We start from the raw sequence: 24,386 nt of genomic DNA on the forward strand, positions 1-24,386 counted from the left end.
TTCAATATACAGAATTTAATTTTCAAAAGTGTTCAATTTGAAATTGCAATTTTCGTATTTTAAGTAAAGTAAAAATAGTCCATAATATAAGTAATTAGATTTTATTGATATAAGGATATTTTTATGGGACTGTTCGATTTATTTAGTAAAAAACAAAAGAATGCTAATCAATCATTTTTGGCTGAGCAGCGCGGACAACAAGCAATTGCAAAAATTAATAAATTAGCTTTGCCTGAGCGCTTGAAAAAGCAAATGATCGATGCTGGGGTATTCGATATTTGGTTTAACGATGAGGATTTAGCACCGCTGGCTGCAGCTATTAAAGATGAAGAAAAAATTCAATATGCAGCGATTGGCATTAATGAGCATAGTGAAAATGTAATGCTTGTTTGCAGCAATCGTAATTTGATTATATTGAAGAAAAAACGTAGCGATGAACCTCAGATTATTGATTTAAAGCAGGTTAAAAGTGTCATCTTAAAGAATCAGCTTATGTATGGTGAATTATCTTTAATTGTTGGTAATCGGAGCTTAGATATTAATTCAATTAATAAAGTTCCCGCTGAGATTTTGGCCGATAATATTAAAAAGTGGTCCAAAATTGCTCAGGGTGAAGATGATGATTTTGATCAGCAGCTTGAGCAAATCAAAAAATTGAAAGAATTACTGGATCAAGGGATTTTAACAGAAGAAGAATTTCAAGCTAAAAAGAAGCAAATTCTGAAAATATAATTTTTAACAATGTCTTTTTCTTGATTATGAAGTTAGACCGTGTATAATATTTGTCTAATTATATTTAAGGAAGGACATGGTCTTATGAAGCTTATTAAAGTGAAAATCCTAACAGTCTTGTGTGGTTTGCTAACCTTAAACGGCTTAGCCATGTTGTTTTCAGGACTGATTATTCAAATGAACGAAGCAGCAGATTTTAACGCTGCACATGAATTAGTTGTAGCTAATTCCACTAATGCGATTATCTTTTTAGGTGTTGTGATGGTCCTTGGCTTTGGAGTATTGTTTTTCAATAACTGGGCCAAGATGAAGAATAAACATAGTAAATGTGTAAAATTGATTTAATGTAAAGAAACCCCTACAAGATTTCATAGAGTCTTGTAGGGGTTATTTTTTATAGCCAAGTTTGCTCAAATATATCTTCTTTAAAGCCGCAGGTTAAATGTTGCTCATCTACGACAAGAGGGCGCTTAATTAACTTGCCATCTTGTGACATCATTTCTGCTGCTTCTTCAATGGTCATCGTTGGTACTTTTTCTTTTAAATTGTCCGCACGATAACGTTGACCGTGTGTATTAAAGAAGTATTTCAAACCGCGATCTTGATACTTAGTCATCCATTTAAGCAAATCGTCTTTTTTAGGCGGCTCTGCAACTAAATCTTGAAATTCATACTGAACATGATGGTCGTCCATCCATTTGCGTGCTTTTCTAGAAGTGGAGCAACGTTTATAACCGTAAAATTTAATCATAAATTACCTCATTTACTAATGTGTTGTCTGAAAAATTCGATTTCTTCATCGTTAGCGATATCTGCGATTCTGTCTTTTTGGTTAACGAAAAAGACGTGACCACGAGGATTATCTTCATCACCATAAGATTTACAAATAGCATGAACGCCGCGACCAAGCAAAAAGCCGAAAAGTGTAAATTGCATGTCGTGTAAAAAGTCGTTATTGGCAGTAATTAAAAACGTAGGCAAGAAATTGTGGTCAATGTATTTTTCTACATCCAACTGTTCATGATATTTATTAACTGCATTCTTAGTAAAGTAAAGACTTTCCACGCCTGCAAGGCTGTCTGGCGTTAAGACGAAGGATGCGGCACAGTTTAAGCCAACTGCTCTAAATTTTAAGTTAAGTGGCTTATATGAGAATAATTTAGCATAATCTGGATTGGTCAAAATGGTAACGTATTGCTCTGCCATTTGACCGCCTGCACTGTCACCAATAATGAAGACATTATTTCTGTCTAAGCGATATTCTTCTGCATGATCATCGATCCAGTGCATGTAACGATCAACATCGTCTAATTCATCTGGAAATTCTGCATGTTCTGGGGCTAAACGGTAGTTAGGATTAATAAATGCAAATCCACGCTTGGTTAACCCCATGCCATAGTATTGGTAGGTTTCTTTGGTACCATAAACCCAACCGCCACCGTGGATATTAATAATGACAGGGAAGGGTGCACTTTCTTTTTTAGGAAGATAAAGATCTAATGTATGCCATTTTTCGTCTGGACCGTAAGGTAAATTGTCGATTCTTTCAACTTCTGGGATGTCATGAGGCAGATCACTGTCACGATGATCATCGCTTTTCTTACAACTACTGCGATACTCATGAAGGAAGTTTTTAATTTTATTTGTAAGTTCCATCTTTTTATTCTCTTTTCTAAAAACAAACGCGTTCACAATTAATTATACTCAAACTAAAAATAAAAAATAATTTTTTAAAAAATATGCTTGCATTTTTAAAAGATATTCCCTATAATAATTTATGTTCTGTTGAGGACATACAAACATACGAAATGGTCTGGTAGCTCAGCTGGATAGAGCAACAGTCTTCTAAACTGTGGGTCGTGGGTTCGAATCTCACCCGGATCATAAATATAGGGTTTTACGATATTTTAATAATCGTAAAACCCTTTTCTTATATGATTTAGAACTTTAGAAAACTAGAAGAATTTTAAAGGTGATGCACAAATGATGTACAAATATTTACAGCTGTGAAAGTGAAGAAATAATTTTATCATTTTGCTTATTTTTAAATTCATCAAGTAGGTAAGCATAGGTTTTTAAAGTAATGCTAATATCGGCATGACCTAATCTTTTAGAAATTGCATAAATATCTACACCTTCAGATAAAAGATAAGCAACATGACTATGTCGCAAACTGTGGAAGTGAAAATTTTTCTTTTGCATATTGCCTTTAGCCAATAATTCTCGTAATGTTTTATTTACTGCGTTACTGGTAGGCGGATATTTCGTTTTAGAGAGTCCAAATACAAAATTAGTATGATTATACTTGAGCTGTCTTAAAACTTGTAAGAGCTTCTCATTTACAGGAATAATCCTATTAGAAGACTCTGTTTTAGGTTTATTCATTTCTTGTCTATCTTGATTCCATGACTTAGAAATTTTTATGGTATTTTTGTCAAAGTCAATGTCATTCCAGTGGAGTGCAGAAAGCTCACCAAGGCGTGCACCAGTATAAATAGCAGCTAAAATTAAATAGCGGCTAGTGTAACGAGGATTTAAACCGTTCAGGCATAGCTGAACCAGAGATTTTATTTCGCTTAAATTAAGGTATTGAACGGGTCTATCAAGCTTTGAATTTCCAGAAATTGAAACCTGATTAGCAAAACTCCTATTAATTATTCCATCGTCAATAGCATACTGAATGCAGGCTTTTATTGAAATATTCAATTTTCTAACAGTTACTATCGCATGATTTTTGGCGAAACTATTTATGAAGTTTTGATATTGCTCACGTGTAATATCTTTTATTTTAGTTAATCCGAAAAATTGTTTGATGACTTTGTAATTAATTTTGTATCTGTTTTTGGTTGATTGTCTTATTGACGGAAATTTAAAAGTTTCATACCAATGCTTATAATAATCAGCAAAAACAGGATTTTTAGTTACATCAACACCAGATAAAGCCGTAGCTTCCATTTTTATAGCATAATCACGGGCTTCAGCCTTAGTTTTAAAACCACCTTTTGATTTTTGCTTTAAAATTGAAACAATAGCTTGTTTTTCTGGGTCCCATTGTGTAATTCTTTTAGTAAAACGAGCAGTCCAAGTTTTACCACGTTTATAAATATTTGCCATAATAAATACTCCTATTCTAGCCAAAACTTTGCTAAAATAGGGTATAGCAAAGCCTTGGCGGGTTTTGTTCAAATACATTTATTTTTAGAGCTATTGGCATAGCTCATTTAATTACTCACTTACTGTTGGCGCAGTAGGTGAGTTTTTTTTGTTTTAGATTACAAGAGTTAATTTATTCAGATTGTTTTTCTTTACAGCTCCCATGATTAAGAACCAATCAATAATAGTCCAAAGGCCCAAACCACCTAAAGTTAGCAGTTTTCCAATACCTAGCCCAATTTGACCATTATAAAATCGATCAATGCCTAGGCATCCAAAGAATAATGAAAGCAATAGAGCTATTACAGGATTTTTTAGATTAAGTGCTTGTATTGTGGTTTGTCTGTTAGTAGGTAAATCTTCCAATTTTTGTTTTACAAAAGGAATGCTATCAGATGGAATTTCATTACTATGTGTAGTGATCCACAAATTAGCAAATTCTTCACGCTTAGCCTTTTCTTCACTGTTAATTTCAGTTGTCATATTATTCCTCCATAAAATAGATATTCAGCTTTTAAAGTCTTCAGTTATTGGACTATGTTTAATCATCATTGTGATCAAATAAATTCTTAGCAGCTTCAGCCATCCTTGATGGTATACCATATGCTGTTAAGAATTGTCCTGGTTCTTCAAAGTATTGTCCACGGCTACAAGCATAATCATATAGTAGATTTAAGGAATATAAGTCAGCTGATTTTTCTTCAGAGTTCTGACCAGCAAAACTACTATAATATAAGATCCCTTTATCACCTAAAATAAAATGTCCAATTTCATGACCGATGATAAAAGGCAGTTCAGATTGATTATGCCAATTTAGGTTAATCACCATTAAATTATGCTTTTTTAAAGATAATGAAGGATCATAAGGATCTGCACGAACTAATTTATAACCAATTCCGCAATCGAAAGCATAGTTTAAAAGATACTCAATCAAATCATTCATGCTTATCAGCTTTACCTTCTTTAATGTCTGCGTCCATTAAGCCACGGATCATATCTAAATATTTATCAGGTACGTTATAACCGTGATACATTACTGGTTTGTTATCATCCAATGAAAATGAATCATCGGTAGGTAATGAAGAATCATCAGTTAAACCTTTTAGATAATCGGTGGTTGTATTTAATGTTTTAGCTACAGCGGCTAAAGCATCTGAACCAGGCTTGTTGCTTTTCCATTTATAAATAGAATTAGTGCCTAATTTAGATCTATCATTAACTTCTCTTAGTGATAATTTTCTAGTTTTTGCTAATTCTTTTGTTCTTTCAAATTCAATCATATCAAGGTTTCTCCAATCCTTGACAGATTTATTTAGAAAATCTTCTAAAAATGTGTTGACTATTTAGAAAATTTACGCAATAATAATATCTGTCAGCAAGTTATGAAACAACTTTTGAAATAAATTTTAAAAACAAAATAAGACAATATAAAAAGTATGGGGATACGTTTTATTGCTTATTTGTTATACCTTGATATTAGTAAATATTCTAAATAATGTCAATAGCTTCTAAACAAATTTTGAAACAAGTTTCTAAACAAGTTGAACATCAAAAAATCGAGGTGAAATATATGCCAATTGAAGAAAAGTTAGAAGAAGCAAAAAAACAGGTTGAACGTCAGATCAAAATGGGATTACTTGATAAAAATATGACTCAAGCCGAATTAGCTAATTTAATTGGTGAAAGTCGTACCAAAGTAAATTTGGCTATCAAAGGTAATACAAATCCTAAGTCAATTGAGATCCGTAAGAAGATTTACAAGGTTTTAGGAATGGAATAGAAGGTGGAATAAATGAACAGCTTACAATTATTCGATTTTGAAGGAAATAAAGTAAGAACTTTAAAGATTAACGATGAACCTTACTTAGTGGGAAATGATGTAGCGAAGATCTTGGGCTATTCCAATTATCGTAATGCGGTAGTTGACCATGTTGATGATGAAGACAAGCTCCGTACTCAAATCAAGTACGCAGGTCAAAATAGAGAAGTAACAGTCATCAATGAATCTGGTCTCTACTCATTGATTCTTTCAAGCAAGATGCCCAATGCAAAGAAATTTAAGCACTGGGTAACAAGTGAAGTGTTACCTGCAATTAGAAAACATGGTGCTTATATGACCGATGAAAAAGCATTCGATGTTGTCCACAACAAGAACGGATTAGCAGATTTACTTCAACAAGCAGCAGATCAACTCAAGCAAAAGGATATTCAAATCGAAGAAATGAAGCCTAAAGCCATGCTTGCAGATGCTATTACAGCAAGTGAAACTTCAATCCTGGTAGGTGAAATGGCTAAAATCTTAAAAAAGAACGGTGTTAACACTGGTCAAAACAGATTCTTTAAATGGCTAAGAGCAAATGGATACCTGATTAAAAGAAAAGGTACTGATTACAATATGCCAACTCAAAAGAGTATGAATCTAAAGCTGTTTGAAATTAAAGAAAGAACCATTGTGGATGGAAACAGTACTCGTATTGTTAAAACTCCTAAAATCACTGGTAATGGTCAACAATACTTCACAAATTTGTTTCTTAGCTAAGGAGTGATCAACATGCAATTAGCAATTGAAGATTCTTCATTAGAACAAGTAGTTGATCTAATTATGAAGAAACGTGGTTATGTTCCAGAAAATCAAATAGTTGGAAAAACCATTAGTATTGATGAATTTGCAAAGAAATATGCCAAACCACACGGAGCTGCTTGGGTAAAAAGAAATATTCTTTATCCGTTTCAACCAGATTGGTGTTCAAACATTCATCCAGGTAGAGGAGGTAAAATGACAATCTTTGAATATCCAGCTGCTATTTGGATGAATGAGCATAGAAAGGAGATAGATTGGGATGCAAAATAAGAATTTTTACCGTGAATTTAATAAGCCAATTCATCAAAATCATATCAATATGGATGACACAATTTTTAAAATCTTTATTGCTGTAGTGCTTTTAGGTTTAAGCCTTTTATCATATGGATTCTGGGACGCAATCATTAATTTATTTTCATAGGAGATAAAAATGAAACTTAGCAAAGAAACAATTGAAAAATTATGGGCTACCACTGATGCGGTAAGCGATGGCCAAATTAAAAAAACTAATCGCGCCAACGATTAGGTAGAAAGGTAAAAACAATGAATGTATTTGAGTTAAACAACGCCATTAAACAAGTTCAAGAAAAGGATCTTGATCCTGAAACTTTAAAGGACACACTTGAAAGTTTGGAACTTCCAAGAAATGAAAAACTTGATAATGTGGCCACTTGGATTGAAGAAAACAATATGAAACTTCAATGGTTGAAAGAAAAGAAACGTCAATTAAGTGATGTTGAAACTTCTATTAAAAATCAGAATGAAAGACTTCAAGAATTCCTTACTCATGCCATTGATGATAGTGGTCAAAAAGAAATTCAAACTGAAAACCATATTCTCAAACCACGAAACTATAAAGATTCTGTAATTGTTGAAGCTACTGAAAAATTGCCAATTGATTACATTGTTTGCTCTGAAGTTGTTAAGCCAAACAAGAAATTGATTTATGAAGATCTTAAAAAAGGCAAGCAAATTAAGGGCGCTCATTTAAAACGCAATAGGAGAACTACAATCAAATGATTAAAGCAGAAATTGATATTACAGAACAAATGGAAGGCTTTAGCAAATTTGCTAAACAAGAAGATATTACTCATGCCATGGATGAAATTTTACTTATCTGTAGAAAAACACTGATGCCACCTAGAACTGTTTTATATCAGATTGCTGAAGCTGCAAATAAAAATAATCAAATTACTGATTATGAAATGGCATGTAAAATTCAAGAATTACTAGATGAACAAAGGAATGAAATCAAACGTAAATCAGAGATGATTGAAGATTCCGTTAATGATGCAATCTTTGGTTTAAAGGAATTAGCTAAAACAGGTAATCCAGCAGTTATTAAGAATTATCTTGAAGCTGTTCGGTTGGATTTGAAACAGATTGAGAGTGTTTTATGAAAATTAGCCTTAAAGGATTTTCAAATAAGGATTTAGCTAAATTATTTGATCGTGCCGCTAAAGCTGATGATCGACATTTAGCCAAAACAATAGTTTACAGATTAGCCTACAGACACCATGAAAGTTTTGAAGCACAGCTCCGTTATTTAGGCAAAAGAGCAGTTAAAAGAAAAGACTATCAGTCATTCAATATGGTAGCTAAGTTATGGAAGGATCGTGGTTAAGATTTACGAATTAAGACCTTATCAAACAGATTTAATTAATAAGATCGTTGATTCTATGAAAAATCATCATCGTGTAATTATCGTTCAAAGCCCACCACGAACAGGAAAAACGGTGAGTAATGGCAGAAATTGCCAGAAGAACAACTGAAAATAATAACCGTGTAATGTTCTTGATTCATCGTAAAGAAGTTCTTGATCAGGCAGTTAAGACTTTTAAAGAACAAGGTGTAGAAATGAATCTCACCACAATGGGAATGGTTCAAACGTTAACTCGTAGAGTAGACAAATTACCGATACCTAATGTGATTCTAGTTGATGAAGCTCACCATGCTTTAGCTAAAAGCTATCAAAGGATTTTGAGTAAATTTCCTAAATCCATTGTGTTGTTGTTTACTGCTACACCACACAGAACAGGAAGAATGCAGCTAGATCAGATAGCTGATGATATTATTGTTGGTCAATCAATCCATGAACTAACTGATATAGGGTTCCTAGCACCGTTTAGATACTTTCAGCCACCAGGTGATTTCGATAGCAAATTACTTAAACGTGGCAGTACTGGTGACTTTACCAATGACTCAATGCAGCAAGCAATGAGTACTAAAATTTTTGGTCATATCGTTAAGCAGTACAAGCGAATCGCACCAGGGATGCAAGCTGTCGTTTATACCTATTCAATTGATTCAGCTATTAAGATAGCCGCTGAATTTAATTCTGAAGGTATTTCTGCAGTTGAAGTAGATGGAACGACACCGAAAGAAAAACGTGATCTAGCGGTGCGAAAATTTCGCAATCAAGAAATTAAGATACTAGTTAACGTAAATTTATTCACTGAAGGTGTAGATTTGCCAAATGTCGATTGTGTGATTATGGCTAGACCTACAGCATCACTAGCACTGTACCTGCAATTTTCGATGAGATGCTTAAACCCGCGACCTGGTAAGACAGCAATCATCATTGACCACGCTAATAACTTTAAGTCGTTTGGTTATCCTGATGATGACCGTGACTGGAAGCAAGCCATTAAATCGGGTAAACAAAAAAGTAAAACATTGCTGAAAGATCCCGGTTTATCGATTGTTACTTGTGATTATTGTTTTGCGGTGGTTAAAGCTAGTGAAGTTAAAGATGGTAAATGTCCAATTTGCGGCAAGCCTATCAAAGTTCATGAAGCAAAGCCAGTTAGTGATGTGGACTTAGTTGAAGCTTCTAAGGAGCGGCAAAAAGCAATTCATGAAATTGTTAAAAGTGACTTGCTAAAGAGCGTAGCTAATAAAAAAGTTAATGAATTACATTCAATGAAAGAATTACAGGCTTATGCAAAATTGCATTCATATAAGCCGGGATGGGCATGGTTTATGGCTAAGAGAAGAGGATTGATTAAAAGATGAATAGATTAAAAGAAGTTAGGAAAGAAAAGGGATATACGTTAATTGCAACCGCAACGGTTGCTGGAATAGCCAACAATACGTTAAGTCAGTATGAAACAGGTAAACGTGAACCTAAATTAGAAATGTGGCAGAAGCTAGCTGATATTTATGGTGTATCAGTTCCTTATTTACAAGGTATTGATAAAGAAATCTATGATTTAAAGTTTCCAACCAAACAAGAAGCTATAGATTTTATTCATGAAATTATGAAAGCTCAAAACATTAAATTAGAGGATATTTCAGATGAAAGTTAACGATAAAGACCAACAAAAAATATTGAATTTAGCCAGCACAATTTTAATTACTAGCCGTGATGATTTAAATAATTTTGCTCATGTTACTGATAGAGATCGGCTTAATGCAATTATGTGTTTTGCACTAGAGATGGCTGAAACAATTGGCTTTTCATACAAAGAAGTTAAAAGAAACATTCGATCAGCTGATCCAGAAAGGTTGAAGGAATTTGCAGATAACATGGATAGAGCATTTGGTTCTATTGAGCTTTTAAAAGAAGTAAAGAAAGACAATGAAAGTAAAAATTTTTACAGAAATCACTAGCATTATCGATAGACGTGATTTTGAAGATGAAATTAACAAGTTTATTAAAGATAAAGAAGTTATTGATATTAAATATCAAACTGATTCTAGTCAGGGTAATGCAGGATTAGTAACAACTTTTTCAGCATTGATTATGTATAAGGAGGACTAAAATGATCCAATTACCTAAAGTTCAAACATTAAAACCTAAATCACAACCACATAACTTCTTTATCTGGGGAGCGACTATGAGCGGTAAGAGCTATTTTTCAAGCTTTTTCCCTAATCCACTGATCTTGAATACTGATGGAAATTCAGAGCAAGGAAGCGCACCAAGTATTCAAATTAGAAATGTTCGTAATTCTCAAGGAAAGCTTGAACAATCTGCTATTAAACAACTTGATGATATTATCACGGCACTTCAAGTAGAAAATCCTAAACGTCCAGTAGATCAACAATTTAAGACAGTTGTCATTGATGTAATTGATGATATTTGTGTAATGATCGAACAGGCTATTTGTTTAGATGCTGGTGTACAAGCCTTAAGCGATATTCCTTATGGCAAAGGCTATGCAATGTTTAATACAGCCTTGCAACAGTTTGTAATGGATCTTAAGGCATTACCACTCAATGTAATTTACATCAGCCGTGAATTAGCTATCACGGATGAAAGCACTGGTGCTACTACTTATGAGCCATCACTTAAAACTAAATATTACAACATCGTAAATGGTAACTGCGATGTGGTTATTAGAACAAAAAAGATTGGTGATGGTCAAAATGCTTCTTACTTTAGAGAGGTTAAGGCTTTAAGAACCATGTATGATCCAGCTAATATTACTGATCATCGAATCTTACAACTACTTGAAAGCTGTAGTGGCATGTTTAAAAAAGAAGACTTAGAAAAGTTACAACAAAAGAAAGAGAGTAAATAAAAATGAGTTTATTAGATGCATTAAATGAAGTTAAGAAATCAGATTTTGATCCTAAAAAAGGTAAAGAATACAACGCCTTTGAAAACATTCCAGCAGGAACTTACAAAGTTAGTCTTGATGGAGTAACTCACAATGTAAAAGGTGACCGTGATTTCTTAATGTTAAGCTTCTTAGTTATTGAAGGTAAGTATGATGGCAAAACTGAATCAGTTTTCCCAACACTTGCACAAGTAACTAGTACAGGAAAGCCAATGCCTCAATTTGTGTTAGCTAGATCTATTTCAATGCTTCAAGTTATTGGTGAAATGGTTGATACTCCAATCCCTGATTCATGTTTTAACCATGAAAATGAAACTGACGCTTATGAAGATTTAGTTCAGGTATTAACACCAGCTAAGGGTAAGGTTTTAACCATGACTATTAAAGAAAGTCCAAACAAGAAAAATCCTGATCATCCTTACAGAAATTATGAATTTGGAAAAGCAGAACAACCTAAAGAATTAAAGGTTGATGATAACCAGGATCCATTTAAAGATCAAAATAATGGTATCGAATTAACTGATGATGATCTTCCATTTGGTAAGTAAAAAGGAAATAAATAATGAATATTAAATATCCAAAAACTGAAATCATGTGTGTACTAGGCTCTAAAGTTTATCCATTGTATGTAACAGCTAGTGCAGAAGAAATTGTTAAGAATATGCAGATCTCACACAGAGAGGATTTCTTAACTTTTGAAACAGCAGTTAAAAAGAGCCATGGAAATGGCTTATGGTATCCAGGTTGCGGTGAAGATCCATACTGGACTAATTGGACCGTTAAGAAAAATTCTATTAAGTCATATGTAGAGTTGCCAGAACCTAAGGTAAACATTAACTATGGCTATAATGAGGATGAATTCTAATGCATGTAATCTTAAGCGGAATTATCTGGCTCATCGGAATTATATTGATTTTCTATTTGTTATGGAGGTGGTGACATGCATCCCAACTTAGTTAATTATGCTTTATCTTATGCGGAACATGGTTTCTCAGTAATTCCAATTGGCAGCAATAAACGCCCATTAATTAAATTTGCAGATAAACCACCACTTACAAACACAGAAATCCGTGAAATATGGAAGAAATATCCTACTGCTAACATTGCTTTAAAAACTGATAAATTCTTTGTAATTGATGTAGATAGGCATGGTGGTGAAGTTGATGGAATGGAATCAATTAAGGCTTTAAATCATGATGAATGGTTCAAAGATACATTAACTGAAAGAACTGCCCACAATGGTTTTCACTTCTTCTTTACTAAACCGTCTAAGGTTAAGATTCAACAAAATATTGGATTTTTGCCTTCGGTTGATTTAAAGGCTCACGAAAATAATTACGTTGTTGTTGCTCCATCGATGTTAGGAGATAAACAATACAAATGGTTAAACAATGAGCCAATGAAAGAACCGCCTCAAGGATTGATTGATTTAATTCTTGAAAAGCAAAAAGAGCAAATTCCAGTAGATGATGATTTGAAGGGTGCTTATACATCTAAGGATAAATCAGCAACTGCACAATTATTTGAGAAAATTATTGATGGTTTAGGCAAAACTGGTGGGAGAAATAATGCTTTGGCCAGTTTTATGGGTGGTTTATTATTCCGTGGTGTTGACCCCAACAAAGCGTATCAATTAGCTGTGATTGCTAATAATAATACTGAAGATAAATTAAGTAATGATGAAGTTTATAAGACATGTGAAAGCATGTTGGATAAAGAAATGAGGCGAAGAAGTATAAATTGAGTAAATTAAAAACGTTAGATCAATCTAAGGTCCAAAAAATTAATCAAGATAATAAAAAGCCAAAACTAAATTTTGATTTGACTGATAAAGAAGCAATTAAAACCACTAGTACTAAAAACGTTGCATTGATTTTACAACATGATTCTAATTTAAAGGGCATTCTTAGATTTAATCGTTTTACTGATGAAATTGATGTAGTCAAAGATGTAACACTGGATTTAACTAAACAGGGTATTCCAAAAATTGTATTAAAAAAAGGTCAATTAAATGATGGTGTGGTTAATGATATTGTTCTTTATATCTCGGTTTGTCCTGATTATAAAGTTACATTTAAAACCAACTTAGTTAGTCAAGTGATTGATTCAGTTGCTAGAGCTAATTCATATAATCCAGTAATTGATTATTTTGAAACTTGCTTAACTAAATGGGACAAGAAACCACGTCTCGATGATTTTTTGCAGAAATATCTTGGTACTGATGATTCCGAGGCTACTAAATTAACAGTGCGTTTGTGGTTCATGGGAGCTGTGGCTAAAGGATATAATCCACTAACTAAATTTGATTATGTCCTTGACCTTGTAGGTGGTCAAGGAATTGGTAAAACTACACTTTTACGAGAAATTGCACCATGTGGCTTCTATACTGACCAATTCAATTCGTTTACTGATAAAGATGATAAAGCAGAACTTAAAAACGCTCTAATCGTTAATGATGATGAAATGACTGCTTCAAATAAGAGTTCATTTGAAGTTGTGAAGAAATTCATCACAGAACAAGTCTTCAGATACCGACCTTCATATGGTAAATACATCATGACTTTCAATAAAGGTTTTGTAATGGCTAGAACTACTAATGAAGTTCAACACTTAAAAGATAAATCGGGTGATCGTAGATTTTTATCTATTCGCTGTGATAGCAAGCGTCAAAGAGTTCATCCTGTTGAAGGACTAAAACAGGATGAAATTGATCAAGTCTGGGGTGAAGCTGTATATCTTTGGAAACACACAAAGGATCCTTTCAAGCTTTCGCCTAAGCAAGAGGCTATTTTAGCAAACAATCGTAAACAATTCTTAGCCACTTCAGAAGTTGAAGATGAAGTTAAGACCTTATTAGATGGTCAATTCAAAGATCGTAAATTTATTTCTAATCAAGAAATGCGTAGAGCTTTGATGGTTGGATTAGGTAGAGAAATTAAAGATAAAGATATTAGGACTATGCGCTATGTAATGAGTCATATGGATTTTGAAGTTGGTGCTAGTGGTTATGATCCAATTTCTAAGAAATCTTCAAGAGGATTCAAAAAAATGTGATGTTTGTGATGAAAGTGTGATGCCCTTCAGCCTTACTCTCTCTAAGAGTTATATAAAATACATCACATATCACAGTAATAAATAAAATAAGTAAATAACTATTAATAATATATATAGTACCCGTGTATTATTAATAGTTTACAAAAGAGTGTGATGAGTGTGAGAAATGTTGAATATGTTGCTATATCAACGTTTGTTAACATCACGGTGACATCACATTCATCACGGTATGGAGGTAAAAAATGTTAGTTAAAGATCCAAATTTACTTTTTCAAGATGATGGTAATCGTTCACGATATATTTATGTTTATTTTGATGAACCAGAGCTGGGAAAATTAGAAGACTGGCTAGATGAATACAAGGGCACTGTAATTAACAGCCTTGAAGTAAAACCCTATGTTTATAAGGAAAAGGATAAAAATGGTGAGTATATAGAATGTATGGCATCAAAAGTAATTGTAGATGTTTCTATTCCTAACAAGTATTTTTATAAAGGTGTTGGTGGCCCTGATAATTATTTATAAGCTGGAGGACATTCAATGAAACGCAGAATTAGAAAGAAAAAATTAGCTTTAAAAATCTATCACATTAATCAAGCTATCATTAAAAATGCTTACTTGAGAGATAAGTATAAGAATGATTCTGGTGTTAATGGCTTAGTAGCTAAATTTGCTCTTCCCGTTGCCGATGTAGGGCTTGAATTAAAAAGAAAATTTCTAACTAGTAAATTAAAACGATGTGATTATTAATGGCTAATAAAGTTGACGAATTATTAACTCAATTTGACAGAACTAAAACATCGAATCCGTTTAAATTCTACACAGATAAACTAGCAGACACCTTGCAACAAAAAAATGATGCTTATGGTGATAGCTTTACTGAATCGGTTGATAAATTCGGTAAAACTGTTATCGCAGTGCGGTTGTCTGATAAATTTAACCGTATTTGCAATCTAATTAAGCGTGGTGAGCTTAAAGAAAATGATGAATCTTTAGAAGATACGCTTTTAGATATGGCTGGATATTCAATCTTAGCTTTGAAGTACCTAAAGGAGCATGAAAATGAATAAAGATTATTGGTATGAATTCGAATGCGTTAATTGTCATCACAAATTTAGAGTTTTGCAAAAAGACTGTGATGCTGTAATTCAGTGCCCGTTCTGCAGAATAGTTCCATGGGGTTGTAGTGTAACAGGTACGAGTAAGGAGCATGAAAATGAAACAAATTAGTTATGACAGTGCCGTACAACTAATTTATCAATATACAGATAAATTGGTTAAGGAAGGCAAACTAAATAAAAAGAAGGATAATTTTTCTATATTTTTACCGTTTGAACATCATCAAGCCCTAATTGTTGAAGTAGGTCCGGATGATAAAGGTAAAAGACAAGTATCTTTTAAGGTTATGGAAAAAGCTTTTGTAATGAAGAAAGTTAAAAATACTGTTTTGAATGTATTTGAAGGAGCATGAAAATGACAGAAGATAAAGAGTTATTTAATGAAGGAATCAAAACTGTTGAATCTGAATTAAGTGATGTTAAAAGACAACAACAACATTGGAACAAAGGACATAAAGTTAATACCAGAAAGCTTTATTTAAGCTTAAATGCTACTATGCTAACGCTTAAATTTTTGACAAATGAAGCGAAAAAAGAATTTTTAAAAGAAACACAAAAGGAGCATGAAAATGGCTATATCAAGGATTTAGAAGGAGAACAAGATGAAGATAATTGATAAAACTAATGGCAACAGTAAAGAGTGGGGCTATGGAACAGTTTTAAAGTGCTGGGGCCGTAATCCAAAAATTTTTAGTCTATTAAAAATTTCTCGTGCCGAAGTTTCGAATAGAGACAGTTACAGACTAGATATATTGCGTGACCAAAGTGCAAATGAAGATATGGTTTGGGATAAAAAATATTCAGATATTTCTTCTTTAAAAGATGATCTTAGTAAATACTTCGATCATGTGATGAGAGTTAAGGCAACTATTATTATTGAGTATTTATAGCAATGAAGATCAAGATTAATCCAGATAAAAAAGCAGAAGAATGGCATGTTTTCTTAATTTAACACGTGTTTTTAATGATCGTTATGAGTTATTTAAAGCATGCAGAGATGAAAGCGTGCGAATTTATGAAGGAGCATGAAAATGACCGATGACATAAAAGAATTACAAGATCTGACTAAGTATTATCAAAATCAGGCTAATTATTATCATGAAAAAGCTACAAAGTGGCATAAGCAAGCAGATCAGGATGAAGCAGAGCGAGAAAGACTGATTGACCTGATGAATCAAATCTACGTTTTAACGGGTCATGAATCAAATGACACTGTTGATGATCTTGCTAAAAAGTTGGACCAGATTCGAAAATTAACAAAACAAGTGTAAGACAAGTGAGGTGCTTAAAAATGAACAAACATGATATTGACCGTGGTCAAGGATACCTAATATCAAAGAAAAGTAAGGAAAAATTTAAAAAAACTGTTGACTCAATGTTTGCACAGGATTTGTGTGTTCTCAAAGATTATCTTGACCGTGTTGTGCCAGATATTAAAAACAAGAAAGTGCAGACAGAAGTCGATAAAACAAGATTGGCAAATTATGACTATCTCATCAAATACATGAAGTCTAAGGACTTTCAAGACAAAGAGACAGTCGATAAGGCAGAAAGAGACAGCAAGAAACAAAGGCAAGAGCTAATTAATCAAAGACTGAAACAAGTTTTGCATGAATATGTTGATGCAAGAATTTGTCGAGCTGATTTGTTATTCACAACAGGTATGCCACCTTGCAGCATAACTGTTGACAGCAAAGCAAGCTGGCAAGAATTGTATGGCTTTCAAGGAGACATTCAATATAATTTTTTTGATGGTTTAACAAATAAACTGTCTACTGAAAATTATAAAGATGTTTCCATGTTTCAAATGACCAACCCAACTCAAGAACAAAAAATAATAGTCGTAAGAAACTCTGCAATTGCAGGTTTTAACTTTGACAAGACTAAAATTCAACAAAATATAAACAATTTTACCAAAGAACTTGAGCAAGCAGTCGGTGACTTGATACTTACTAATAAGGAAATAGATGACTTTTTCAGAAAGGCAGGCTATTAACAATGAGTTTTATTCAAGTGATGGCGATGCAACAGTTATTAAATTTTGCCCTATGTGTGGGAGAAAATTAAGTAATGACTAACGAACAAGAACAATGCCCATACTGTCGAGGGGTTAAAAGAATTCGTGATGATTTAGTTCATTACACAAGAAGAAGCATTTTAGAAATCAAACATGGAAATCAACTATGGTCAAAATTTATTTTGCCGAATAATGAATATGAAGTAATGGCATATATAAGATTTTGTCCTATGTGCGGACGTAATTTAATGGAGGAAAAATAATGCACGGAAAGATTATTCAATTTAAAGCAGAAATCGATAATTTCAAGGTTAAGAATGGCTTAGTAACTGTAAATTTAACAGCAGATACCAAGGACATTGTATTAGATCAATTAAGTGAGATTTCTTCAGGCCCTGTAATGGTTAACCTTGAAGCTAGTCAAACCGAGCTATTACCTGAAAAACAAAAGAGTGAAAATTAAATGGTTAGTGAACACGAAATCCAGAAAGAGATACTGGTGGCTTTATGGCAACACAAATGTGCCGCTTTTAGAACCAATGTAGGTAAAGTTCAAACAATTGATCATAGATGGTTTGATGCTGGACCCCCTCAAGGTCATCCTGATTTATATGGCTGGCGTTGGGTAGATAATCAAGTGTTTTACATTGAGGTTAAATCTAAAACAGGCAAACCTAGACCGGACCAAATGCGCTTTCATAAAATGCTGCAGTCTCACAATGTAATTCATGGAATTGCACGAAGCGTTAAAGATGCTCTCATGATTGTGGATGGTGGTTTAGTAGGCTACGGTTATGATGAATAGGAAGTGATACAAGTGAAAATTATTATTGATGCACCAATTTATGATGAGCTACGCGCTTATAGTAAGTCAATTAATGAACCTATTTCGGTTATTGCAACTAAAGCGATCAAAGAATATTTAAAAAATATGGAGTGATACAAATGTCTTTATGGAAAATGCCAGATTCAATTGAAACTGCTGATAATGTTGACGCCTTTTTAAAAGGTCAAATTACTAGATTGGCAATGCAAGCAGGAGTTAGTTTGATTAATCTATCTAGTCCTAAATTCGATAGCGCGCCTTCTCATGAAAGTGCTATGAACGGTACTGAAAATAAAATTCAACACGGGTTAGAAGCGATGGAAGCCTTGCAAGCTATTAGATATACAATGGACCAAACCTATGGCATTTCTCCACAAATCTTAATTAAGTATTACATTAAGCAAGAAAGAACTTGGAAAATTAGACAAGAACTTTTTATTGATCATGATTCTTTTCCAAAATTAAAGCAAAAAGCTTTATGTGAGTTCGCTGATTGTTGGGTTAGAACGCTAGATAAATTTGAATGGGAAAAAGAAGATCGTATTGATTTACATGTTTTTCCTAGTTCTACTGAAAATGTACTGAAATCTAACTGAAACTCGACTGAATCTTAACTGATTTTTTACTGAAATTAAACTGAACGCGGTCTGATTGATTTCGTCCATAATATGTATTGTCGAGAATTTAGGAAATACCTCCCCAAAGATTTCGATAAATAACAATTTATTTTTCTTCAAGGATGATATTTGTACGTGAAATTTATAAGTAAAATTGTATCAATTGACTACAACCGATGTGTACACGGGGCAGGTGGAAATCCTGCATCATCCTTAATGACGTTAGCAAGCGTCAATAAATAAGTTGCTTCTCTTAAATATAAAGTAGGCAAGCGTAAAAACTCTGATGAGTAAAAAGACACGTCCGACTTATGAGTGCGGTGGTTCTGGTGTAAGTCCAGATGCGCTTATAAGGCTATTGCTTAGTTCTTGCTACGCGAGAATGCATCATTAGATGTCCTTTCAAAATTATTTGTCAAAGAGCATATCTAGACTCATAGCTTAATGGTAAAGCGACAGCGGTTAACGATAAAAAGGGTCTGGCGTTTCAGGTTCGATTCCTGGTGAGTCTGTTGTAGGATACAGCTAACCAATGGTGAGTTAGGCGTATGGCGATCACTGCGTGAGAATTAAATGCCCTCTGTTCTCTCTTATCGGTTCGATTCCGATGTATCTTATTGGGTGTTGACTTTTGATTTTACATTATCGTAAAACAACACCTAGGTGCTGATCTGGTAGGCTAATTGTAAACCACATTCTTTGTATTTCGGGTGCAAGTCCCGGCCAGATCATTTAATTCTTAATACGATTAAGAAACCTAGTAGTTTAATTAGATAAAACATGACATTCTAAGTCAGCAATGATGGTGCAAGTCCATCCTAGGTTTTAATTTAAGTCAGCAAAGCTGGCTTTTTATTTTACTCTAAAGGCGGTGGTGAGATGGTTTGAAAGATTTTCATAAAAGTTCAGATTTAGTAGCATTTTCAAAATTAACAAAGAAACGGCAAAAAGCCGTAATAATGCTGTTTGAAAATGATAAAACAATTGAAGAAATAGCCAATGAACTGAATGTATCAGATCGGGCAATTTATAAATGGAAAAATGATCCACTATTTAAACAAGCTCAACAAGAATACGCTATTTCTGTTCTTGATACTGCCTTGCCTGATTCCGTTAGAGAATTGATGAAACTAATTAATGGTAAGAAGGTACCAGCAATGGTTAAACTTCAAGCCATCCAAACCGTCTTTAAGCGAGCTGGTTTATTTAGCGATAATGGTACTCCAGAACTAGATAAAGCTAGAATTCGTAAAGCTAATGCTGATGCTGATTTAACAGAAGCTAAAGTAAAAGCTTTGCAAGGTAGTAACAATGGTCAGGAAAATAAAGTGATTGAATTGATAGGAGAGTTAGCAGATGCTTTTAAAGAAAGTTCTGAATAAACACTTTACTCAAAAGCAACAAATGGTTCTTAATCAATTTATTAATAATAAAGACTGGAGCTTAATGATTAATTATGGAGCTGTTCGTTCGGGTAAAACAGTTGCTAATAATTATTGCTTTATTATGTCTTTGATTCGAGTTCGTAAATTAGCCGATAAAGATAAGGTAAAAGATCCTTTATATATTTTGGCAGGAACTTCAAAAAAGAATATTTATAATAATGTCTTGAATCCTTTATTCAATGATTTTGACTTAATTCCAGAACAAGACTCTATTGGTAATTTACATTTATTTGGCGTAACCATTATTCTTGCTTATACCGGTACAATAGCTGGTTTACGTGGTATTCGTGGGTCTAGTGCTTATGGTGCTTATATCAATGAAGCATCCTTAGCAAATGAAAAAGTATTTGAAGAAATTCGTGATAGATGTTCTGAAGGCGAAGGTCGGGTTATTTGTGATACTAACCCTGATATTCCGACACATTGGTTAAAGCAAGATTACATTGATAATCCTTCAAAACAAATTATTAGTAATCATTTTGTCTTGGATGATAATACTTTTTTGAGTAAACGTTATGTTGAAACCAAGAAAGCAACAACACCATCAGGGATGTTTTATGATCGCTCTGTTTTAGGCTTGTGGGTGACTGGTGAAGGTATTGTTTATCAGGACTTCAACAAAGATACAATGGTTATTCCTGATAATAAAATTCCAGAAGGCTTGCATTATTACTGTGGCGTTGACTGGGGTTATGAACACCCTAATCCTATTTTGCTACTTGGTGATGATGATCAAGGGAATACTTATGTTTTAAGAGATTATACAAAGAAGCATAAATTTATTAATTATTGGGTCAAGATTGCACAGAACTTACAAGATGAGTTTGGAAGCAATCTTATTTTTTATGCTGATTCAGCTCGTCCTGATAATGTTAATGAGTTTCAAGCAGCAGGTATTAACTGTATCAATGCCAATAAGAATGTATTGCCTGGTATTGAGTGTGTTGCACAGAAGATGCGTGAAGGTAAATTCTTTGTTGCTGAATCTTGTTCTCAAGGTTTAATGAATGAAATTTATCAATATGCCTGGGATGAGAACACAGGGCAACCTTTAAAAGAAAACGATGTGAGACATAACGACCGACTGGACGCTTTACGTTATGCAATTTATTCAAAGAATGCGAAAGGAGGTTACATCCCTTGGAATTAAAACAAATGCAAGAACTGATCAAAAATACCAGCACACAACGTGCTGGCTTTTTGAATCGTTATGAGAGTGCATTGAAATATTATAGAAATGAAACTGATATTACAAACAGAAACGATGGTAAATCCAAGTTGAATAAGGACGGCAAGGATGATCCATTGCGTCATGCTGATAACCGTGTGCCATCAAACTTCTATCAATTGCTTGTTGATCAAGAAGCGGGGTATGTGGCTACTGTTCCTCCTCAAGTTGATGTTGGTAATGAAAAATATAATGAAGATATTGCTGAAGTATTAGGTGATGATTTTGCCTTAACTGTAAATAACTTAGTAATTGATGCAAGTAATGCTGGTGTTGCATGGCTTCATTATTGGGTTGATCAGGATAATAACTTCAGATATGCAATTATTCCACCTAATCAAATTACACCAATTTACTCAACTACTTTAGATAATAAGTTGTTAGGTGTATTGAGATCATATAAGCAGTTAGATTCTGATACTGGTAAATTATTTACGGTTCATGAATATTGGAATGAAAAAGAAGCTACATTCTTTAAACAACCAACTTCTAATCTTGATAGCCTTGAACCATACAACAATATTACTAGCTATGATATGAGTGCTGGTTATGAAACTGGTGTAAGTAACGTATTAAAGCATAATTTTGGACGTGTACCGTTCATTGCGTTTCCTAAGAATAAATTAAAACTATCAGAACTTAAGAAATGCAAGGGCCTAATTGATGCCTATGATGACATTTACAATGGTTTCTTAAATGATATTGATGATATTCAGCAGGTAGTGCTGGTATTAAAGAATTATGGTGGCACATCACTTGATAAATTCATGCACGATCTGAAGGAAAATAAGGCTGTTAAATTCAACAATGCGGGGAATGGTGACCAATCAGGAATTGATACACTGCAGATTGATATTCCGGTTGAAGCTAGAAATTCAGTATTGCAGACCACCAAAGAAAATATCTTTCTTTACGGTCAAGGTATTGACCCTGCTAACTTTAAGAGCAGCAATGCCAGTGGCGTAGCAATTAAGATGCTGTATTCACATTTGGAATTGAAGGCTGGTATTACAGAATCAAACTTTAGACGTGGCATTAGTCAGCTTGTGAGAGCTATTATGAATCATTTGGGCATGAGGGATGCTGACAGCATCAAGATTTCTCAGATTTGGACTAGAACCCAAGTGCAAGATGATTTAGCTAAGGCTCAAGAAGTAGCTGAAGTTGCTAATTACTCAAGTAAAGAAGCAATTGCTAAGGCAAATCCTATTGTGGATGATTGGCAACAAGAACTTAAATATCAAAAAGACGATATTCAAAATAGTGACGGTTTTAGAGCGTCTCAGAGCTTTAATGATTTTGAGGATGAAGATTACTCCAATGATAATAAAAACGATTCTGATAAATCAGAGAAGGCAAATAAGAAGTCTAGTGATTAATTATGAACTCACAAGAATATTGGAAGGAACGCGCCTTCCTAGCTAAGCAAAAAGAGATGGTTTCTGATGCTGAATATGAAGCTGCTATGCGGTCTCGTCTTAAGGATCTTGAAAATGAACTTATTAAAGAAACTAAGAAATGGCTAACTAAATATGCTAATGAAAATAATCAGTCACTTAAAGAAGCGGCTGATTATTTAAATTCTATTGATACTAGTAAGTTTGATATGACTCTGGCAGAGTTTGAAGCTAAAGCTAAAGCAGGCGGCTATGAAAAAGAATTGAACTCTGCTTACTATAAATCTAGAATTGCTAGATTACAGGAATTGTACAGACAATATCAAGAGGTAGCTGCTAGATATGCTGACGATGAAGAAGATAATATGGCCATTGGTTTAGCCAAACGGTATGAAGATACTTACCTATTGGAAAATTACAACAAATATTTAGTAGTAGGTGGCTTAGATGTTAATTTTGCTCACTTTAATGAGCAAGAATTAAAGGATATTGTTTATCAGCCCTGGCAAGGTAGCAATTTTAGTAAAAGAATCTGGAACAGTTACACTAAAGTAATGCCTGAAGTGTTAACTGATGTTATGTTTAGATCCACAGCTTTGGGCTATTCTTACAATCGTGTTGAACGAATGCTAAGAGATAAGTTTCAAGATGTAGTTAAATCCAATATCCATCGTTTAGTTATTACTGAAATGGGACATGCTGCAGAAAAAGCTACAGCAGAGTTCTATGAAGATTCAGACATCGAGCAGTATCAGTACTTGGCAACATTAGAAACTCATACATGCGATGTTTGCGCACACTTAGATGAACGTGTCTTTAATGTTAAGGATAAAAAAGAAGGTGTTAATTATCCTTTGATACATCCCTACTGCAGATGCACCACAGTTCCTTACATTAAAGATCTGCCTGATATTCCAACAAGGTGGTCAAGAGATCCGATTACTGGTAAAAGTAAATGGGTAAAAAACCAGCCTTATAGTGAATGGGCTAAAAGAAACGGTCAAAAAACTTATACTTTTGAACAATGGAAACAAGTTCAAGGGTTACAAAGAAACATGAAAAGCGCTTAAAACGCCAAAATCAGAAGAGCCTAATCCGTTTAGAAAAGTTGTACCAATATTTGAAATTTTAAGAAAATCTAGTAAAAAGCGTTAGGTTTTGTTAGGTTTGTGTTAGGTACTTAACTCTTACTCTCCGTAGGGTTTATAAGTATAACCTAACACCTAACATACTATATAAAAATATAAGAATAAATTCTTATATATTATATATATATTAATAAGTTATAGAAAACCGTTATGATGTTAGGTTTTGCCTGAAACGTTGATATATCAATGTTTTTGGGTATAACACATACCTAACATTCATAACACTTTGAGGTAAAAAATGAAAAATCTATGGAACGAAATACGCTATAGTGAGTGGTTTACAATTATGCTGAAAATCTTACTTGTAGTAATTGCTTTTATAGTGCTTTCAGTTATAGGAACTCTAATAAATGTGTGGTTTGTCCATTTTATGAAAAATACTTTTGGGATTAATGTTTACTGGACATTACATTAATAATTGTTTGACCTGAGTAAGTCGTAAAACTGCTCTTTTTCTACTCTAAGTCAAGTGTTATCAACGATTTTAAGCAATTTTATTTTGAAAT

The 24,386-nt window shown here is 33.5% G+C and carries 41 protein-coding genes and 2 tRNA genes; 37 read left to right on the forward strand and 6 right to left on the reverse strand.

Going from position 1 to position 24,386, the window contains the following annotated elements:
• Window positions 1-123 precede the first annotated feature (123 nt).
• On the forward strand, window positions 124-732 hold the full coding sequence (locus tag CP357_RS05540; protein ID WP_098036744.1) for an SHOCT domain-containing protein: 609 nt from the start codon (window positions 124-126) through the stop codon (window positions 730-732).
• Window positions 733-816: 84 nt separating this feature from the next.
• Window positions 817-1,077 carry a hypothetical protein gene (locus tag CP357_RS05545; RefSeq protein WP_087176582.1) on the forward strand — a complete coding sequence of 87 codons (261 nt, stop codon included), beginning with the start codon at window positions 817-819 and terminating at the stop codon, window positions 1,075-1,077.
• Window positions 1,078-1,126: 49 nt separating this feature from the next.
• Here CP357_RS05545 and CP357_RS05550 read toward each other — a convergent pair whose 3' ends face one another.
• Window positions 1,127-1,483 carry an arsenate reductase family protein gene (locus CP357_RS05550; protein WP_098036745.1) on the reverse strand — a complete coding sequence of 119 codons (357 nt, stop codon included), beginning with the start codon at window positions 1,481-1,483 and terminating at the stop codon, window positions 1,127-1,129.
• 8 nt (window positions 1,484-1,491) lie between these two features.
• The gene (locus CP357_RS05555; RefSeq protein ID WP_098036746.1) at window positions 1,492-2,388 is read right to left on the reverse strand and encodes an alpha/beta hydrolase; all 897 of its coding nucleotides are present in this window, start codon (window positions 2,386-2,388) and stop codon (window positions 1,492-1,494) included.
• A 154-nt stretch (window positions 2,389-2,542) separates the two neighbouring features.
• Here CP357_RS05555 and CP357_RS05560 point away from each other — a divergent pair.
• Window positions 2,543-2,616, forward strand: a tRNA-Arg gene (locus tag CP357_RS05560).
• A gap of 114 nt (window positions 2,617-2,730) precedes the next feature.
• Here the strand turns inward: CP357_RS05560 and CP357_RS05565 are convergent.
• The 4 genes from CP357_RS05565 to CP357_RS05580 all read right to left on the reverse strand — a co-directional run bounded on the left by CP357_RS05565 (window position 2,731) and on the right by CP357_RS05580 (window position 5,165).
• On the reverse strand, window positions 2,731-3,846 hold the full coding sequence (locus CP357_RS05565; protein WP_098036747.1) for a site-specific integrase: 1,116 nt from the start codon (window positions 3,844-3,846) through the stop codon (window positions 2,731-2,733).
• A gap of 153 nt (window positions 3,847-3,999) precedes the next feature.
• Window positions 4,000-4,368 (reverse strand): TM2 domain-containing protein, encoded by a 369-nt coding sequence (locus CP357_RS05570; protein WP_098036748.1) that lies wholly within the window; start codon window positions 4,366-4,368, stop codon window positions 4,000-4,002.
• A 58-nt stretch (window positions 4,369-4,426) separates the two neighbouring features.
• On the reverse strand, window positions 4,427-4,828 hold the full coding sequence (locus CP357_RS05575) for an ImmA/IrrE family metallo-endopeptidase (RefSeq protein WP_098036749.1): 402 nt from the start codon (window positions 4,826-4,828) through the stop codon (window positions 4,427-4,429).
• A complete protein-coding gene (locus CP357_RS05580) occupies window positions 4,821-5,165 on the reverse strand; it encodes a helix-turn-helix transcriptional regulator (protein ID WP_098036750.1) in 345 nt (114 codons plus the stop codon). Before CP357_RS05580 ends, CP357_RS05575 begins: the two co-directional genes overlap by 8 nt.
• A 290-nt stretch (window positions 5,166-5,455) precedes the next feature.
• Here CP357_RS05580 and CP357_RS05585 point away from each other — a divergent pair, with 290 nt between their 5' ends.
• From CP357_RS05585 to CP357_RS05735, 34 genes are all read left to right on the forward strand, one after another.
• Window positions 5,456-5,665: a helix-turn-helix transcriptional regulator gene (locus CP357_RS05585; protein WP_098036751.1), complete on the forward strand. Its 210-nt coding sequence runs from the start codon at window positions 5,456-5,458 to the stop codon at window positions 5,663-5,665.
• Between the two features lie 12 nt (window positions 5,666-5,677).
• On the forward strand, window positions 5,678-6,424 hold the full coding sequence (locus CP357_RS05590) for a phage antirepressor (protein ID WP_098036752.1): 747 nt from the start codon (window positions 5,678-5,680) through the stop codon (window positions 6,422-6,424).
• A 12-nt stretch (window positions 6,425-6,436) separates the two neighbouring features.
• Window positions 6,437-6,736 (forward strand): hypothetical protein, encoded by a 300-nt coding sequence (locus CP357_RS05595; protein WP_098036753.1) that lies wholly within the window; start codon window positions 6,437-6,439, stop codon window positions 6,734-6,736.
• Window positions 6,726-6,887: a hypothetical protein gene (locus tag CP357_RS10335; protein ID WP_198995853.1), complete on the forward strand. Its 162-nt coding sequence runs from the start codon at window positions 6,726-6,728 to the stop codon at window positions 6,885-6,887. Before CP357_RS05595 ends, CP357_RS10335 begins: the two co-directional genes overlap by 11 nt.
• Window positions 6,888-7,009: 122 nt before the next feature.
• Entirely contained in the window at window positions 7,010-7,486 is a 477-nt protein-coding gene (locus CP357_RS05600) for a siphovirus Gp157 family protein (RefSeq protein WP_098036754.1), read from the forward strand.
• Window positions 7,483-7,866: a hypothetical protein gene (locus tag CP357_RS05605; RefSeq protein WP_098036755.1), complete on the forward strand. Its 384-nt coding sequence runs from the start codon at window positions 7,483-7,485 to the stop codon at window positions 7,864-7,866. Before CP357_RS05600 ends, CP357_RS05605 begins: the two co-directional genes overlap by 4 nt.
• Complete coding sequence (locus tag CP357_RS05610) at window positions 7,863-8,090, forward strand: hypothetical protein (RefSeq protein ID WP_098036756.1); 228 nt, start codon at window positions 7,863-7,865, stop codon at window positions 8,088-8,090. Before CP357_RS05605 ends, CP357_RS05610 begins: the two co-directional genes overlap by 4 nt.
• Before the next feature lie 119 nt (window positions 8,091-8,209).
• Complete coding sequence (locus CP357_RS05615) at window positions 8,210-9,481, forward strand: DEAD/DEAH box helicase (RefSeq protein WP_098036757.1); 1,272 nt, start codon at window positions 8,210-8,212, stop codon at window positions 9,479-9,481.
• Window positions 9,478-9,774, forward strand: a complete 297-nt coding sequence (locus tag CP357_RS05620) for a helix-turn-helix transcriptional regulator (RefSeq protein ID WP_098036758.1) — start codon at window positions 9,478-9,480, stop codon at window positions 9,772-9,774. The genes CP357_RS05615 and CP357_RS05620 overlap by 4 nt, the downstream gene beginning before the upstream one ends.
• Window positions 9,764-10,078 (forward strand): hypothetical protein, encoded by a 315-nt coding sequence (locus CP357_RS05625; RefSeq protein WP_098036759.1) that lies wholly within the window; start codon window positions 9,764-9,766, stop codon window positions 10,076-10,078. Before CP357_RS05620 ends, CP357_RS05625 begins: the two co-directional genes overlap by 11 nt.
• Entirely contained in the window at window positions 10,047-10,229 is a 183-nt protein-coding gene (locus CP357_RS05630; RefSeq protein WP_098036760.1) for a sporulation protein Cse60, read from the forward strand. Before CP357_RS05625 ends, CP357_RS05630 begins: the two co-directional genes overlap by 32 nt.
• A gap of 1 nt (window position 10,230) precedes the next feature.
• A complete protein-coding gene (locus tag CP357_RS05635; protein ID WP_098036761.1) occupies window positions 10,231-10,992 on the forward strand; it encodes an AAA family ATPase in 762 nt (253 codons plus the stop codon).
• Window positions 10,993-10,994: 2 nt separating this feature from the next.
• A complete protein-coding gene (locus CP357_RS05640; protein ID WP_098036762.1) occupies window positions 10,995-11,579 on the forward strand; it encodes a single-stranded DNA-binding protein in 585 nt (194 codons plus the stop codon).
• Window positions 11,580-11,593: 14 nt separating this feature from the next.
• Window positions 11,594-11,896 carry a hypothetical protein gene (locus CP357_RS05645; RefSeq protein WP_098036763.1) on the forward strand — a complete coding sequence of 101 codons (303 nt, stop codon included), beginning with the start codon at window positions 11,594-11,596 and terminating at the stop codon, window positions 11,894-11,896.
• Window positions 11,897-11,971: 75 nt separating this feature from the next.
• On the forward strand, window positions 11,972-12,775 hold the full coding sequence (locus CP357_RS05650) for a bifunctional DNA primase/polymerase (RefSeq protein ID WP_098036764.1): 804 nt from the start codon (window positions 11,972-11,974) through the stop codon (window positions 12,773-12,775).
• Window positions 12,772-14,085 (forward strand): virulence-associated E family protein, encoded by a 1,314-nt coding sequence (locus CP357_RS05655; RefSeq protein ID WP_098036765.1) that lies wholly within the window; start codon window positions 12,772-12,774, stop codon window positions 14,083-14,085. The genes CP357_RS05650 and CP357_RS05655 overlap by 4 nt, the downstream gene beginning before the upstream one ends.
• A 242-nt stretch (window positions 14,086-14,327) precedes the next feature.
• Window positions 14,328-14,609, forward strand: coding sequence for a hypothetical protein (locus tag CP357_RS05660; RefSeq protein ID WP_098036766.1), 282 nt, complete (start codon window positions 14,328-14,330; stop codon window positions 14,607-14,609).
• A 15-nt stretch (window positions 14,610-14,624) separates the two neighbouring features.
• Window positions 14,625-14,834, forward strand: coding sequence for a hypothetical protein (locus CP357_RS05665; protein WP_098036767.1), 210 nt, complete (start codon window positions 14,625-14,627; stop codon window positions 14,832-14,834).
• On the forward strand, window positions 14,834-15,154 hold the full coding sequence (locus CP357_RS05670) for a nucleotide modification associated domain-containing protein (RefSeq protein ID WP_098036768.1): 321 nt from the start codon (window positions 14,834-14,836) through the stop codon (window positions 15,152-15,154). The genes CP357_RS05665 and CP357_RS05670 overlap by 1 nt, the downstream gene beginning before the upstream one ends.
• A 146-nt stretch (window positions 15,155-15,300) precedes the next feature.
• Window positions 15,301-15,555 (forward strand): hypothetical protein, encoded by a 255-nt coding sequence (locus CP357_RS05675; RefSeq protein WP_098036769.1) that lies wholly within the window; start codon window positions 15,301-15,303, stop codon window positions 15,553-15,555.
• Between the two features lie 2 nt (window positions 15,556-15,557).
• A complete protein-coding gene (locus tag CP357_RS05680) occupies window positions 15,558-15,818 on the forward strand; it encodes a hypothetical protein (protein ID WP_098036770.1) in 261 nt (86 codons plus the stop codon).
• Window positions 15,805-16,092 (forward strand): hypothetical protein, encoded by a 288-nt coding sequence (locus tag CP357_RS05685; protein WP_098036771.1) that lies wholly within the window; start codon window positions 15,805-15,807, stop codon window positions 16,090-16,092. Before CP357_RS05680 ends, CP357_RS05685 begins: the two co-directional genes overlap by 14 nt.
• Before the next feature lie 141 nt (window positions 16,093-16,233).
• Complete coding sequence (locus CP357_RS05690) at window positions 16,234-16,473, forward strand: hypothetical protein (RefSeq protein WP_098036772.1); 240 nt, start codon at window positions 16,234-16,236, stop codon at window positions 16,471-16,473.
• A 20-nt stretch (window positions 16,474-16,493) separates the two neighbouring features.
• Complete coding sequence (locus CP357_RS05695; protein WP_098036773.1) at window positions 16,494-17,198, forward strand: hypothetical protein; 705 nt, start codon at window positions 16,494-16,496, stop codon at window positions 17,196-17,198.
• 74 nt (window positions 17,199-17,272) lie between these two features.
• The gene (locus tag CP357_RS05700) at window positions 17,273-17,482 is read left to right on the forward strand and encodes a hypothetical protein (protein ID WP_098036774.1); all 210 of its coding nucleotides are present in this window, start codon (window positions 17,273-17,275) and stop codon (window positions 17,480-17,482) included.
• On the forward strand, window positions 17,482-17,682 hold the full coding sequence (locus CP357_RS05705) for a hypothetical protein (RefSeq protein ID WP_098036775.1): 201 nt from the start codon (window positions 17,482-17,484) through the stop codon (window positions 17,680-17,682). The genes CP357_RS05700 and CP357_RS05705 overlap by 1 nt, the downstream gene beginning before the upstream one ends.
• The gene (locus CP357_RS05710) at window positions 17,683-18,024 is read left to right on the forward strand and encodes a VRR-NUC domain-containing protein (RefSeq protein WP_098036776.1); all 342 of its coding nucleotides are present in this window, start codon (window positions 17,683-17,685) and stop codon (window positions 18,022-18,024) included.
• Between the two features lie 12 nt (window positions 18,025-18,036).
• On the forward strand, window positions 18,037-18,159 hold the full coding sequence (locus tag CP357_RS10675; protein WP_255404979.1) for a hypothetical protein: 123 nt from the start codon (window positions 18,037-18,039) through the stop codon (window positions 18,157-18,159).
• Between the two features lie 5 nt (window positions 18,160-18,164).
• The gene (locus CP357_RS05715; protein ID WP_098036777.1) at window positions 18,165-18,641 is read left to right on the forward strand and encodes an ArpU family phage packaging/lysis transcriptional regulator; all 477 of its coding nucleotides are present in this window, start codon (window positions 18,165-18,167) and stop codon (window positions 18,639-18,641) included.
• Window positions 18,642-19,092: 451 nt separating this feature from the next.
• Window positions 19,093-19,174 (forward strand) — tRNA-OTHER (locus CP357_RS10230).
• A gap of 372 nt (window positions 19,175-19,546) precedes the next feature.
• A complete protein-coding gene (locus tag CP357_RS05720; RefSeq protein WP_233187213.1) occupies window positions 19,547-20,044 on the forward strand; it encodes a phBC6A51 family helix-turn-helix protein in 498 nt (165 codons plus the stop codon).
• Complete coding sequence (locus CP357_RS05725; RefSeq protein ID WP_098036778.1) at window positions 20,019-21,257, forward strand: PBSX family phage terminase large subunit; 1,239 nt, start codon at window positions 20,019-20,021, stop codon at window positions 21,255-21,257. Before CP357_RS05720 ends, CP357_RS05725 begins: the two co-directional genes overlap by 26 nt.
• A complete protein-coding gene (locus CP357_RS05730; RefSeq protein WP_233187214.1) occupies window positions 21,248-22,714 on the forward strand; it encodes a phage portal protein in 1,467 nt (488 codons plus the stop codon). Before CP357_RS05725 ends, CP357_RS05730 begins: the two co-directional genes overlap by 10 nt.
• 2 nt (window positions 22,715-22,716) lie before the next feature.
• Window positions 22,717-23,802 carry a minor capsid protein gene (locus CP357_RS05735; RefSeq protein ID WP_098036779.1) on the forward strand — a complete coding sequence of 362 codons (1,086 nt, stop codon included), beginning with the start codon at window positions 22,717-22,719 and terminating at the stop codon, window positions 23,800-23,802.
• The last annotated feature ends 584 nt before the right edge of the window (window positions 23,803-24,386 follow it).

The organism is Lactobacillus sp. UMNPBX6 (genome assembly GCF_002553975.1).
GTDB classification, from domain to species: Bacteria; Bacillota; Bacilli; order Lactobacillales; family Lactobacillaceae; genus Lactobacillus; species Lactobacillus gallinarum.